The sequence below is a fragment of the Kangiella sp. genome (assembly GCF_014762745.1).
GTDB lineage: Bacteria > Pseudomonadota > Gammaproteobacteria > Enterobacterales > Kangiellaceae > Kangiella.
Window position 1 is genome coordinate 18241 of sequence record NZ_JABURJ010000119.1, and the last position, 13259, is coordinate 31499.

Consider the following 13259-nt stretch of genomic DNA (forward strand, 5'->3'; position numbering starts at 1 on the left):
ACGACGACATGTCAACTAAAACGCAAAATATGCTCCACATTCGTATCGAGCTGGAGCACCTGAACCTTCCTGTTTGGCGCGATATCATTATTGATCCAAGCGCAACCCTCGAAGATCTTCATTATGCAATTCAGGCCATCTTTGGCTGGGAAGATTATCAGCAACACGAATTCCAGAAAGATGGAAAACGTTACGGCTATATCGACCCAGAAGGTGACGGTGATGAAGAATGGCAAAACGAAGCTAACATCGCTGTCACCGATGTATTAGTCAATAAAGATGACAGCATTGAATATACGTATGATTTTGCCGATCACTGGCACCACAAAGTCACGCTGATAGGTTTTAAAGAGCCCAAGGCAGATGTCTACGTTGAATGTATTGATGGTAAAAACGCCTGCCCTCCTGAAGATGCAGGCGGGGTAGCTGGCTACGAACACCTGCTCAACGTGTTGCGCTCACCTAATCATTTCGAACATGAAGAAGTCAAAGAGTGGTTTGGTGAAGGGTTTTCTCCTAATCGTTTCAGTCTCTCTGAAGCGAACGCCAGCCTAAAGGAAAGTTTTACCTATGAGGACGAATAAGCAAAAGACTCGTTAATCAACACCAGAACTCAGGGAGATTTAATGAAGCCATTAACCGATCAACATATTCAAGAAGTTAAAGAGCATTTTGATTATTTCGATACCGATAACAATGGCCAGATCGATCTCAAAGAATTCGAGCGCTTGCTAAAGGTCCTGTCTCCGGATGCAACCGATGAGCAAGTGAAGCGTGGATTTGATTTAGTAGACAAAAACCACGATACGCATATTGAATTTGATGAGTTTCTAGAGTGGTGGGAAACCTGTTGGTGGGAATTTTAATCAATCAATTTTTTCATTCATCAACCCATATCTTCAGGGCGGCAAAATCAAATAGCCGCCCTTTTCATTAATATATCTAATCAATAAGTTGAAACTGATTACCCTCGCCCATATAACAGCTCTGACCAGCGCAACCATTGACTAATCTTTAACCAGGCAAACCAAAATTAACTGGCGAAAATTGCCCTCTGGTGGTATGGTAGCGCCGCAAAATTATTAATCGCTAAAGCATTTGTAAATCAGTCGCTTTAGTGCAGTTTTAACCGAATTTAGAGGTATTTATGGATTTTTTGAAAGAGCTAGGTATCGAAGCCGTCAACCAATCAGCTAGTTGGGGCCAAGGTTACACCGACACTCAGGACGCAGGGGTAATTGAGTCAATCAATCCTGCAACTGGCGAAGTTATCGCAAAAGTAAACGCCAGTTCAGCAACAGATTATGACAAAGTTATGCAGGAAGCCGAAGCTGCTTTTGAAGAGTGGCGCAAAGTTCCAGCCCCATTACGCGGTGAGCTTGTTCGCAAAATCGGTAATGCCTTACGTGAACACAAAGACGCTTTGGGTAGCCTGGTTTCTGCCGAAATGGGCAAAATCAAAGCTGAAGGTGATGGCGAAGTGCAAGAAATGATCGATATGGCAGATTTTGCCGTAGGTCAATCTCGTATGTTGTATGGTAAAACCATGCATTCAGAGCGCCCTGAGCACCGTATGTATGAGCAATGGCATCCGCTAGGTATCACTGGCGTTATGTCAGCATTCAACTTCCCAGTTGCCGTTTGGTCATGGAATGCATTCATCGCAGCCATCTGTGGTAACACGGTAGTTTGGAAGCCATCTCCAAAAACTCCTCTAACAGCAATCGCTGTACAAAATATCTGCAACAAGGTTCTTGAAGAAGAAGGCCTTAAAGGTATTTTCTGTCTATTCATTGATACCGAAGAGAACAAACTGGCTCAACGCTTTGTTGAAGACGAGCGCGTTAAGAAAATGTCGTTCACAGGTTCTAGCGTTGTTGGCCGCATGGTTGGTGTTAAAGTTGCTGAGCGTATGGGCAAATGCCTACTTGAGCTTTCAGGCAACAATGCGCTAATCGTTGATAAAACTGCAGACATGGACATTGCTATCCCAGCTATCGTATTCGGTGCTGTAGGTACTGCCGGTCAGCGTTGTACTTCAACTCGCCGCCTAATCGTACACAAAGACGTTGCTGATCAGGTTATCCCAGCAATCGTTAACGCTTACAAGCAAGTTAAAATCGGTAACCCATTAGATAAAGACACTTTGATGGGCCCACTGGTTGATGCTAAAGCAGTAGAAAACTTCGAGAACGCAGTTGCCAAAGCTAAAGAAGCTGGCGGTGAAGTTCTTGCTGGTGGTAAAGCAATCGACGGTCCTGGTTTCTTCATTGAGCCAACCGTTATTCGCGCCGAAAACCACTGGGATGTTGTTCAGACTGAAACTTTCGCTTCAATCCTTTACGTCATGACTTATGAAACGACCGAAGAAGCAATTGCCATGCAGAACCATTCAAAGGCAGGTCTTTCTTCAGCTATCTTCACGCGCGATATGAAAGTTGCCGAGAAGTTCCTGTCAGCACTAGGCTCTGACTGCGGTATTGCAAACGTCAATATCGGTACTTCGGGTGCAGAAATCGGCGGTGCCTTCGGTGGCGAAAAAGAAACTGGCGGTGGTCGTGAAGCTGGTTCTGATGCATGGAAAGCATACATGCGTCGTCAAACCAACACTATCTTCTGGGGTGACCAACCTACTCTAGCTCAGGGCATTAAGTTCGACCTGGGATAATCATCGTATTTAATTGGAGCCGCAACCGTTGCGGCTCCCCTTGTTTATATCCTTATTAAAGGAGATCTTTATGGCAGTTTTTAATCTACGCGCATACGACGATCATGAACAAATCGTCTTTTGTCGTGATGTTGATTCTGGCTTAAAAGCCATCATTTGTATCCACAACACTAACCTGGGTCCTGCGGTTGGTGGCTGTCGTATGTGGGATTATAACTCTGACGAAGGCGCACTGATTGATGCATTGCGTCTATCTCGCGGTATGACCTATAAAAATGCTATGGCCGGTCTGCAAATGGGCGGTGGTAAGTCGGTCATTATTGGTAACTCTAAGACCATGAAATCGGAAGAATTGTTCCGTGCTTTTGGTCGCTTTGTTGAGAAATTAAGCGGTAAATATATCACTGCAGAAGATGTTGGTATCAACCCTAGTGATATGGCTATCGTTAACAAAGAAACCAATTATGTTTTAGGCCTTGAAGGCAAATCTGGTGACCCTTCTCCAGTGACTGCTTATGGTGTTTACAAAGGTATTAAAGCTGCTGTAAAGCATAAACTTGGTCGTGATGACTTAGATGGTCTTAAAGTTGCTGTGCAAGGTCTTGGCCATGTTGGCTATTACCTGTGCAAGCACTTGAATGATGAAGGCGCGAAACTGGTTGTTACTGACATCAACAAAGAAAACGTTGATCGTGTGGTTAATGAGTTTGGTGCTACTGCTGTTGATGTCAATGAAATCTACAGCCAGGACGTTGATGTTTATGCCCCTTGTGCTTTAGGTGCAACGATAAATGATACAACGATTCCTCATATCAAGGCATCTATCATTGCTGGTGCAGCCAATAACCAGCTAGCTGAAGATCGTCATGGCGATATTCTATTAAGCAAAGGTATTTTGTATGCACCTGATTACGTGATTAATGCAGGTGGTATTATCAACGTTTCATTCGAAGAAAATTATAATCGTGATACTGCGTTGAAGAAAGTTGATGAGATTTATGGCACTTTAACCGAAGTGTTCGAAGCCTCAAAACTAAGCGGTCGCCCGACTAATGTAATCGCTGATGAGTTAGCTCGTCAACGTGTGGCAGCTGCCAAGAAATAATTGATTATTTCTTAAAAACAAAAAACGGGCTTACGAGCCCGTTTTTTTATGTCTGAAAGTTTTAACTCAATTAGTCAATCGCGTACTGAAAATAAATGCGATACGCCGTTGACCAGATTGGATAGTCGACACGCACCAGATACGCTGCATACTCTTTGCGATCACAGCCGGTTACCGTAAACAAGGTATCCACCAGCTCATTGGCCATAGGGTATTTCAGTTTTTCAGAGAAGTTGGCATCATGGCTCGAAAGCACCAGATCAGCCTCATCATGAAAACGGTCATACCAGAGTGCATCAGGACTGGTAATCATGGTTGCCAGCTGAGTATTCATCGAGTAAATACCCGCGTTAGCAACGCTGCGCATGGCATAACTACGCTCCAGGAAGCAAACCATGTATAAGCTCTTGACCGGTGTTCTAACCTGAACACTGACACAGCTGGCTTTTTTTCCGCCGTAAAATGGACCTAATTGCTCTTCCGGATAATTCTTCATGGCAGCAATATTGATGCCGTTATCCTGGTCCGGAGTGGCCGGAATAATGACTGAGCTCTCGCCACGTGTAAATTCGTTTATACTTTTGACAACGCTGCCGCTGGTCAGCTCTTCAATTAGCGACAGGTTTGCCAACTTATCCCCTACTTCATCGTCCTGAGAAATAAGCTCAGGCTTTTCGAGTTCCAGCTTCTGCTCACAAGGGCCTATTGGGATAACTAGAGGACGAGCGGTCTCTGTTTTCTCGCAATTATCAAAGAAGGTTAAGGTGTATTGCTGCAGAAACTTATGATCCTGTTCGTTCTCTTTGAGAATGCAGGCAAAAAACAGATTCTCCATCTGCTCACCGGTTACCATTCGCGAAGCTTCAAAAAGTGCTTTACGCTGATCCGATTTATTGCCCTGATTCTGAGAACTTTTATCAGACGCCTTAATTAAGGCTTTAAGCGCAGAATGACTACGCGAATATTCATAGATAAGATTTTCAAAGCGAACAACCATGGCTCTTGCTTCTTCAACCAGCTTGGCATTGACCTTATGCTTTTCAGCCAGATCAATAAAACCACGCAAGCCGGCAGGACCTGGCAATGAATGGATAACTTGGAGGCCATCGACCGCTTTGTTGATAGTTTCCACCATGCGCTGACAGGTGGATTTGTTGGCATTTAGCCAGTTGGCCATACCAGTAATGGTTTTTGCATGGTTCGGAAAGTCGTCAACCAGGTTTGATAAACCATTTTTAATTCGCTCGCCTTCGCGGTCAATCAGTGCTAACTCAGAGCGGGATAATGTTTTACTCACAGTTCTGCCTTCTTGTTGTAATACATTGCGATATAAATTGGATACATTATGACACAATAATCAAGGTATCTCATATACCTTAAGATACACGCACTGCAAATTTACATTGTTCAGATGAATCAACAAGTCGTTTTTGCATCATTAGATTATTAATGCTAAATCAGGCAGCGCAGAAGAATAACATCCTGTTATGGCTAAATGCATGATATCCCGTTGCTTAGCAAGGAACAAAGTCATTTAGAGGTGTGAAGAATATCAATAAAGTACAAAAAGATACAGTATTAGATACAAATCTGATGCATCTCGGATAGCTTCAGGTAACTGGCTACGAAGTGAGAATTTTCTGTCCTTTTGAGCGGAACCAGATACCAAGGATATTGGCAAACAAAATAAGCCCTGCTCCAACCAACTGTTGTGACGACAGAATTTCATCAAGGAAGAAAAAGCTAAAACACATGGCGATGGGTACATAGAGGTAATAAACCACAGAAGTGACTACATGATTAAGCTCAGTGCTGACCTTGATCCAGAGGCTGTGGGCAACCAGAGTACAGATTACGCCTAAAACAATCAGGCCGATCCAGCTTTCGCCTGGAATCGACCACTCAGCCTGCGGCAGACCAAAACTGAAAATCACCATAGCAACAAAAAACTGACCAAAAGTACGACGCTCACCGTTGATATGACGGTACTTTTGATGCATCAGCGGCAATAAGGCGTATAAGAAGCCTGATACCACCGCCAGAATAAGCCCAATGGTCATGCCATCACTCAGATCAAAGTCAGGAACAACCAGATACACACCGGCAAAGGCCAACAGCACACAAAAAAGCTCTAGCCAGTGTGGCGGCTGCTTATGTACAAACCAACCAAGCAATAGCAAGTGTGCGCCAAAGGTGGATACGCCAATGGCCGCAATAGACGCAGTTGAAAGTTGAATGCTGTAGAAGTAAGTCAGCCAGTGAACAGCAAAGACCAAACCCAGCAGAAAGATAAAAATCCAGTTCTCGCGGCGGGCAATCAGGGGCCTTCGAGTCATACCTGCCAGCAACAACAGACCCACAACACTGATAGCCAGCCGAAAGGCGCCGATCAGCCACGGATCAACCTCAATATATTTGATAATTACGGGTACTAAAGCCATCAAAAAGACAGCCAGCACGGCCAAAGAAACTAGGCGCCAATAACTGGTATTCATTCTTTTATAATCAATTAGTTATAAATATAACTTAATAATAAAAGTTAACTGAAATCAGGTTACAAAGACTGCATTCTTTCACAACCGCTTTATAACCGATAGTTTTTTCCTTATTTCTAATCGAATTTTCTTGCATTTTTCGTCAAACAAAGTATAAAGCACATTCCATTTTGTGCTGATTGATTATTTTTTGCGCATGGTGAGCCTTTCGAGGTCGGCATGACATAATTAGCACGCCTGGTAGGTCTGGGAAGTTTCTATCGTTACGCCCCCAGAAATTTGTAAATAAGCTTGTTTATGGCTTCCCTGTATAGGAGATTAAAGAAGTGTATAAAGACTTCGACTATAACCAAGAGATTGATCCTACTGGCGCAACAGAAACTCAATGGCCTTCTTTTAAGAACGTCAACGAGAACGATGAGCGAAACGATCATTTCATACACAGAAACGGCAAGATCTTTGCGGGTACTCATTTGATCATCGATCTATGGGGCGCGTCAAAGCTTGATAATCTGCAACTAATGGAACAGGCGTTCCGAGAGTCTGTAGTTGAGTGTGGCGCAACCTTGTTGCATATCCACATGCACCACTTCACACCAAATGGTGGAATTTCAGGTGTTGCCGTTTTAGCTGAATCACATATCAGTGTACACACCTGGCCTGAGCGCGACTATGCTGCGTTTGACGTCTTTATGTGTGGCGACGCTGAACCTCATAAAGCGGTAGAAATTCTGCGTAAAGCTTTCCTGCCTTCGAAAATCGAAGTGAGCGAAATTTTGCGTGGACAAGTTGAGAAATAAAGCCTAAGGCAATTAATCGACATGGCAAAAAGATTTATCGAAACCCTGTACAGCACTTACGGGCAGAGCTTCATTGTTGATGAAGTTTTGTTTGAAAGTAAAACAGAGCATCAGCATCTGATCATTTTCAGGAATGAACAGTTTGGCAATGTGATGGCGTTGGACGGAGTCATTCAGACCACTGAAAAAGACGAGTTCATTTATCACGAAATGCTGACTCATGTGCCTCTTTTTGCGCATGGCAATGCAAAGCGCGTCTTGATTATCGGTGGTGGTGATGGCGGTATCTTACGCGAAGTCTTACGTCACCCTGAAGTTGAACATGTTACTATGGTAGAGATTGATGCTGCCGTAGTCGATATGTGTAAGCAATACTTTCCGAAACACTCTGACGATGCTTTTGATGATCCGCGGGTTAATCTTGTCATTGCCGATGGGGTCGATTTTATTGTGAATAACGCTAATTCTGAGGACGGCGAGAAGTTTGATGTCATTATTTCTGACTCGACCGATCCCGAGGGCCCTGGTGAAGTGCTCTTTACCTCTCGCTTTTATCAAGGCTGTAAAGACAGTCTGAATGAAGGCGGTGTATTAGCAACCCAGAACGGCGTCAGCTTCATGCAGATTGATGAGGTCAAAACCACCTACAATCGCTTTGAAGGTATTTTTGACGATCGCTGGTTTTATGTTACGGCAGTCCCTACCTATGTTGGCGGTAATATGACCCTGTCGTGGGGTTCTGACGATGCATCTTTGCGTCAACATTCAGTAGAAACGATTCGCGAGCGATTTAGCAAGGCTAACTTTAGTACCAGGTACTATAATCCTGAGTTGCACGTCGCCAGCTTTGCCCTGCCCCAATACGTGATTGAGGCGCTCAAGTAAAGCGTGCAAGAGAACACAAAGGCGAACTTAGACAGTTCGCCTTTTTTGTATCTAATGCGCAGAAATGATAGTTTTAAGAGCACTTTAGGTATATAACTTTAATTATTTTAACCTCTTCTAACCTGAAGATTTAACTGGAGAAAGCAGCCCAATGGCAGTTGATCAAAATGAAGCTTGGAGCATCGAAAAAGCCCGCGCCCACTACAACCTTCCTTATTGGAGCGAAGGCTATTTCGACCTGAATGACCAAGGTAACCTGGTGGTTAAGCCCGACCGCAACCGCCCTGAGTTTAATTTTGAGCTTTCAGAGATCTGCAAGGAGTTGCAAAAGAAAGGCTTTCAGATGCCTGCCCTGCTACGCTTTGGCGATATTCTGCATAACCGTGTTAATAGCTTATGCGAAGCTTTTAATCAGGCCATCAAGGAATACGAGTTCCAGGGACGCTACACCATCTGCTATCCGATCAAGGTCAATCAGCAGCGCCGTGTAGTCGAAGAAATTGTACAAAGCCAGGCCGCCATTAATGACAGTAATGACAAGCAGATTGGTCTTGAGGCAGGCAGTAAGCCAGAGCTGATGGCAGTTCTTGCATTATCTGAGCACACCAACTCGACCATCGTCTGCAACGGCTACAAGGACCGTGAGTATATTCGTACCGCGTTAATTGGTACGCAACTTGGACACAAGGTTTATATCGTTGTAGAGAAGCTGACAGAGCTTCAATTAGTGCTGGAAGAAGCTGAAAGCATGGGCGTAAAGCCAACCATTGGTGTGCGTGCTCGTCTGGCTTCCAAAGGCGAATCTAAATGGCAGACCTCAGGCGGTGATCACTCCAAGTTTGGTTTATCTGCCAGCCAGATTTTGCGTCTGGTTGAAACACTTCAAGCTAAGGATCAGGTTGATATATTCAAGCTGTTACACTTCCACCTGGGCTCGCAGATCACCTCGATTCGCGACATTCAGAATGCACTCAAAGAATGCGCTCGCTTCTATGCTGAGCTGCATGCACTTGGCGTGCCTGTTGAAACCGTGGATGTTGGTGGTGGTTTAGGCGTCGATTATGAAGGCACTCGCAGTCAAAGCCATTGCTCCATTAACTACAGCTTATCTGAATACGCCAATAACGTGGTTTGGGCATTTTATGATGTTGCCAATGAAAATGATTTGCCTCACCCCAATATTATTACCGAATCTGGTCGCGCACTCACTGCTCACCATGCGGTGCTGATCGCTAATGTTATTGACTCAGAAGCTCCTGAAAAAGTTGATTTAGAGGCACCGTCAGAAGAAGCACCGTTAGTTCTACAAAACCTCTGGGAAAGCTATCAGGAAGCGCTAAGTACAAAAAATAACCGCAAACTGATGGAAAGCTTCCACGATGCCGGTTACCTGCTGACCGAAGCCCAAGGTATGTTCAGTCACCAAGTACTGTCGCTGGCCGAGCGTGCTATGGCCGAGCGTCTGCACCGCATGATTTTAATGCTAGTGAAAACAAAGTTAGTTCCAGAAATTCAGGAGCATCAGAATACGCTGGATGAATTAAATGAAAAACTGGCAAGCAAATACTTCGTTAACTTTTCTATTTTCCAGTCATTGCCGGATGCCTGGGCAATTGATCAGATATTCCCTGTGATGCCTTTGGTGGGACTACAGGAAGAGCCGACTGAGAGCGTGATTATTCAGGACATCACCTGTGACAGTGATGGCGTTCTGGAGCAGTATGTTAATGCCCAGAGTATTACCCCTACTCTGTTGCTGCCTACTTATACGCCAGGTGATGAATACTTGCTGGGCTTCTTCATGGTTGGTGCCTACCAGGAAATTCTAGGTGACATGCATAACCTATTTGGTGACACGCACACCATCGATCTGGTATTGACCGAGAAAGGTGAAATCAAGATTACTGGTACTGATTATGGTTCGGGCGTTGATGAAATGCTGGAGTATGTGGATTTTGATGCTAAATCATTATTAGAGTCATATCGTCGCCAGCTTAAAGCGAGCAACCTTGAACAAACGCAGCAACGCCAATATCTTGCCGAATTGCGCGAAGGTATTTATGGCTACAGCTATTTAGAGGATTAATCTGAAATGACTCAGTTAACTAGACGCTGGCCAGCTGAATGGGAAACTCATCAGGCAACCTGGATGGCCTGGCCGTGCCGTACTGAAATTTGGACCAATGGTTTGGAAAAGGCGCAACTGGCGTTTGCCGAAGTTGCTAATACCATTGCTGATTATGAGCCACTGTTTATGCTAGTTAAGCCTGAGCATAAAGCTTTTGCTACAAAAAAACTTAGCAGCTCGATCACTTTGGTAGAGATGACGATCGACGATAGCTGGACACGCGACACCGCGCCGATCTGGATTGAAGAGAATGGTAAGCCTGTTGCTTTAGACTTCCAGTTTAACGCCTGGGGTAATAAGTTCTCACCTTATGATAATGATGCCAAAGTTGCTGACAACATCATCAACTATAACGGTAGTCAATCGCGAAAGATTGATATGGTATTAGAAGGTGGTGCGATTCACTCCAATGGACAAGGTACGATTTTGACCACCAAAGAGTGTCTGTTAAATCCAAACCGAAATCCATCCATGAGCCAGCAACAGATCGAGCAAGTATTACTCGATCTGTTTGGCGCAGATAGAGTGGTATGGTTAGAGAAAGGCGTGGCTGGCGATGTTGATACCGACGGCCATATAGACAATATTGCCTGCTTTGTTGAGGATGATTTAGTGGTTAGCCAAAGCTGCAGCAAGGATAGCGAGAACTTTGCTATTTACCAGGATAACCGCACAATCCTTCGTGATAACAACTTAAAGCTCATTGAAATTTCAGAGCCTGAAGCACGTTATGAAGATGGTCTTCGTGTGCCGCTTTCATACATCAACTTTTATATTGCTAATGATGCAATCATTATGCCGTCTTTTAACTGCAAACAAGATAATGAAGCAAAGTCAGTTCTAACTGACCTATTCCCGCACCGAAATATTCATCAGATTGATGCTAACGAGATTTTAGTCGGTGGCGGCGGCATTCACTGCATAACCATGCAGCAACCCAAGATTTAATGAACTCATACATTTGAGTCTTTACAGGTGATAACACTATGAGAAACGTAACATTCGCAGCAACCCAGTTTGCGGTTAGTGCAAACTTTGATGAGAACATCGCTAAAGGTGAAGCTTTAGTTAAACAGGCTGCAGAACAAGGCGCCAACGCAATTCTTTTGCAGGAGCTATTTGCAGGCTATTACTGGTGCAAAGATCAGGATCCTAAGTATTTTGATTGGGCTGAACCCTACCCTGGCAGTCGTGTACTACAGCATTTTTCAACGGTTGCTAAACAGTTAGGTGTAGTTTTGCCAATCAGTTACTTCGAAAAAGCTGGCAATGCCCACTTTAACTCACTTGCCATGATTGATGCTGATGGCACCATCATGGACAACTACCGCAAAATGCATATTCCAGACGGGCATGGTTATCAAGAAAAGTTTTATTTTTCACCTGGTGATACAGGCTTTAAAGTATGGGACACCAAATTTGGTCGCATGGGCGCTGCAGTCTGCTGGGATCAATGGTTCCCTGAAGCGGCTCGTATTCTTGCGCTGCAAGGTGCTGAAGTCATTTACTACCCCACTGCGATTGGCTCGGAGCCGCAAGATCCGGACTGGGATTCACGCGAGCACTGGCAGCGCGTGATGCAAGGCCACAGCGGTGCCAACATGGTTCCTGTTGTGGCTTCAAACCGCATAGGCACTGAACAGGGCGAAAGCTGCGGCATTACGTTCTATGGCTCCTCATTTATCACCGATCCTTTTGGTGCCAAAGTACAGGAAATGGACAAAACCAGCGAAGGAGTTATCTGTCAGGAGTTTGATTTGGACCAGGTAGCAAAGCAGCGTGCTAGCTGGGGCTTATTCAGAGACCGCCGCCCAGAGTATTACGGACGAATCACTCAGTTCTAAAATCCTAATGCAACAAAAAAAGCCCAGCAACTAGCTGGGCTTTCTCTTATCGAGGGAGCTATTTATTACTGCTCCGGCATCTGCCATAACTCAATTTTGTTGCCTTCCGGATCCATAAACCAGGCAAATTTGCCAAAACCGTCTTCTTCGCAAATGTCACCAACTTGCTTGCCTCCATTGGCGACCACCTGTTTTATGCATGCTTCAACATCATCGACCATAAGATTTAGCATGAAGTCCTTATCTGATGGAGCAAAGTAATCGGTACTCGATTTAAACGCCCCCCAAACTGTGTACGCATCTTGAGGTAACTGACTACTGGGAAAGCTGGTACCACCATAACTGGGGTCTATCTTGAAGCCTAAAGCTTTCTCATACCACTGCCCTAAAGCATCCTTGTCTTTACATTTAAAAAATACGCCACCAATGCCTAGTACTTTTCCGTTCATCATCAATCCATGAGTTTGTTTAGACTATCTTCGCTAACACCATTAATGACGTTGGTGTAACCCATTGCTTCAAGCTCTTCTTTGGCTTTGCCAGCACGATTACCACTCCGACAATAAACAATGAAGGTTTCGTCCTTATCAAGATTTAGCTCTGAAATTCGATCAGCGATTTCATCAACCGGTAGATTTACCGCGCCTGAATAATGACTATTGTTGTATTCACCTTCAGTACGAACATCAATGATTGTCACATCTTCTAAAGCACCCTCTTCTGCAACGATCACTCGAGCAGTAAATTCTTCTGGGCTTAAAATACTCCCCTCAGAAGGCAAAGGATCAAACGACATCAAACCAATTTGGATGTTTTCGAAGGTATGAACAGAGTTTTCAGCAGTATCGAGAGAAAATGATTCTGCAGAATTCGGCGTTAAATACATAAAACTCAAAGTAGCCGAACCATCGGTTACACATTGGGCGCCTTTAGGGCATCTGGAGTCATTAACGATTTTTAAAAACTCAAGAGAGGAGTCTTTAAATCTTACGATATCACCAGTAGACATCATAAACTCTTGCGCCTGAAGCTTTTGCGACTCAGATTCACCCTCAACACTTGGTGTAGATGCACAAGATGCAAGCAAATAACTAACAGATAATAAAAAGATAATTTTAAAAGCTCTCATAAGCACTCCAACAATCATTATAAGCACACAACTCCATTGTTATACGAGAGCCAAAGAGAATCAAGGAAGGAATGGCACCCCCGACAGGATTCGAACCTGTTACCTTCCCCTTAGGAGGGGGACGCTCTATCCAGATGAGCTACGGGGGTTTGATGGACAGAAATTATAATGCTTTTTGAGAATAAAAAAACGCCTCATTTCTGAG

At 44.3% G+C, this 13259-nt stretch carries 13 protein-coding genes and 1 tRNA gene; 9 read left to right on the forward strand and 5 right to left on the reverse strand.

Features of this window, described 5'->3' with window-relative positions; genetic code table 11:
* Nucleotides 1-8 precede the first annotated feature (8 nt).
* The 4 genes from HUJ19_RS10190 to HUJ19_RS10205 all read left to right on the forward strand — a co-directional run bounded on the left by HUJ19_RS10190 (nucleotide 9) and on the right by HUJ19_RS10205 (nucleotide 3773).
* Complete coding sequence (locus HUJ19_RS10190) at nucleotides 9-584, forward strand: plasmid pRiA4b ORF-3 family protein (protein WP_290624063.1); 576 nt, start codon at nucleotides 9-11, stop codon at nucleotides 582-584.
* 42 nt (nucleotides 585-626) lie between these two features.
* The gene (locus HUJ19_RS10195) at nucleotides 627-866 is read left to right on the forward strand and encodes an EF-hand domain-containing protein (protein WP_018625051.1); all 240 of its coding nucleotides are present in this window, start codon (nucleotides 627-629) and stop codon (nucleotides 864-866) included.
* Nucleotides 867-1147: 281 nt separating this feature from the next.
* Nucleotides 1148-2668 (forward strand): aldehyde dehydrogenase family protein, encoded by a 1521-nt coding sequence (locus HUJ19_RS10200; RefSeq protein WP_290624066.1) that lies wholly within the window; start codon nucleotides 1148-1150, stop codon nucleotides 2666-2668.
* Nucleotides 2669-2738: 70 nt separating this feature from the next.
* Nucleotides 2739-3773 carry a Glu/Leu/Phe/Val dehydrogenase gene (locus HUJ19_RS10205; RefSeq protein ID WP_290624068.1) on the forward strand — a complete coding sequence of 345 codons (1035 nt, stop codon included), beginning with the start codon at nucleotides 2739-2741 and terminating at the stop codon, nucleotides 3771-3773.
* Nucleotides 3774-3843: 70 nt separating this feature from the next.
* Here HUJ19_RS10205 and HUJ19_RS10210 read toward each other — a convergent pair whose 3' ends face one another.
* Both HUJ19_RS10210 and HUJ19_RS10215 read right to left on the reverse strand, forming a co-directional pair.
* A complete protein-coding gene (locus HUJ19_RS10210; protein ID WP_290624070.1) occupies nucleotides 3844-5070 on the reverse strand; it encodes a hypothetical protein in 1227 nt (408 codons plus the stop codon).
* Between the two features lie 325 nt (nucleotides 5071-5395).
* Nucleotides 5396-6268, reverse strand: a complete 873-nt coding sequence (locus tag HUJ19_RS10215) for a DMT family transporter (protein WP_290624071.1) — start codon at nucleotides 6266-6268, stop codon at nucleotides 5396-5398.
* Nucleotides 6269-6594: 326 nt separating this feature from the next.
* Here HUJ19_RS10215 and speD point away from each other — a divergent pair, with 326 nt between their 5' ends.
* The 5 genes from speD (at nucleotide 6595) to aguB (ending at nucleotide 11925) form a co-directional block, all read left to right on the forward strand.
* Nucleotides 6595-7068: an adenosylmethionine decarboxylase gene (gene speD, locus HUJ19_RS10220; RefSeq protein ID WP_018625058.1), complete on the forward strand. Its 474-nt coding sequence runs from the start codon at nucleotides 6595-6597 to the stop codon at nucleotides 7066-7068.
* Between the two features lie 21 nt (nucleotides 7069-7089).
* A complete protein-coding gene (gene speE / locus HUJ19_RS10225; RefSeq protein WP_290624075.1) occupies nucleotides 7090-7953 on the forward strand; it encodes a polyamine aminopropyltransferase in 864 nt (287 codons plus the stop codon).
* A gap of 151 nt (nucleotides 7954-8104) precedes the next feature.
* On the forward strand, nucleotides 8105-10039 hold the full coding sequence (gene speA, locus HUJ19_RS10230) for a biosynthetic arginine decarboxylase (protein ID WP_290624077.1): 1935 nt from the start codon (nucleotides 8105-8107) through the stop codon (nucleotides 10037-10039).
* A 6-nt stretch (nucleotides 10040-10045) separates the two neighbouring features.
* The gene (locus HUJ19_RS10235) at nucleotides 10046-11029 is read left to right on the forward strand and encodes an agmatine deiminase family protein (RefSeq protein WP_290624079.1); all 984 of its coding nucleotides are present in this window, start codon (nucleotides 10046-10048) and stop codon (nucleotides 11027-11029) included.
* Nucleotides 11030-11067: 38 nt separating this feature from the next.
* The gene (gene aguB / locus HUJ19_RS10240; protein WP_290624081.1) at nucleotides 11068-11925 is read left to right on the forward strand and encodes an N-carbamoylputrescine amidase; all 858 of its coding nucleotides are present in this window, start codon (nucleotides 11068-11070) and stop codon (nucleotides 11923-11925) included.
* Nucleotides 11926-11990: 65 nt separating this feature from the next.
* On the opposite strand, the gene HUJ19_RS10245 is transcribed toward aguB, so the two are convergent.
* The 3 genes from HUJ19_RS10245 to HUJ19_RS10255 form a co-directional block, all read right to left on the reverse strand.
* Complete coding sequence (locus HUJ19_RS10245) at nucleotides 11991-12374, reverse strand: VOC family protein (RefSeq protein ID WP_290624083.1); 384 nt, start codon at nucleotides 12372-12374, stop codon at nucleotides 11991-11993.
* 2 nt (nucleotides 12375-12376) lie between these two features.
* A complete protein-coding gene (locus HUJ19_RS10250) occupies nucleotides 12377-13054 on the reverse strand; it encodes a rhodanese-like domain-containing protein (protein ID WP_290624085.1) in 678 nt (225 codons plus the stop codon).
* A gap of 72 nt (nucleotides 13055-13126) precedes the next feature.
* Nucleotides 13127-13203: transfer RNA gene (locus tag HUJ19_RS10255), tRNA-Arg, on the reverse strand.
* Nucleotides 13204-13259: the final 56 nt, after the last annotated feature.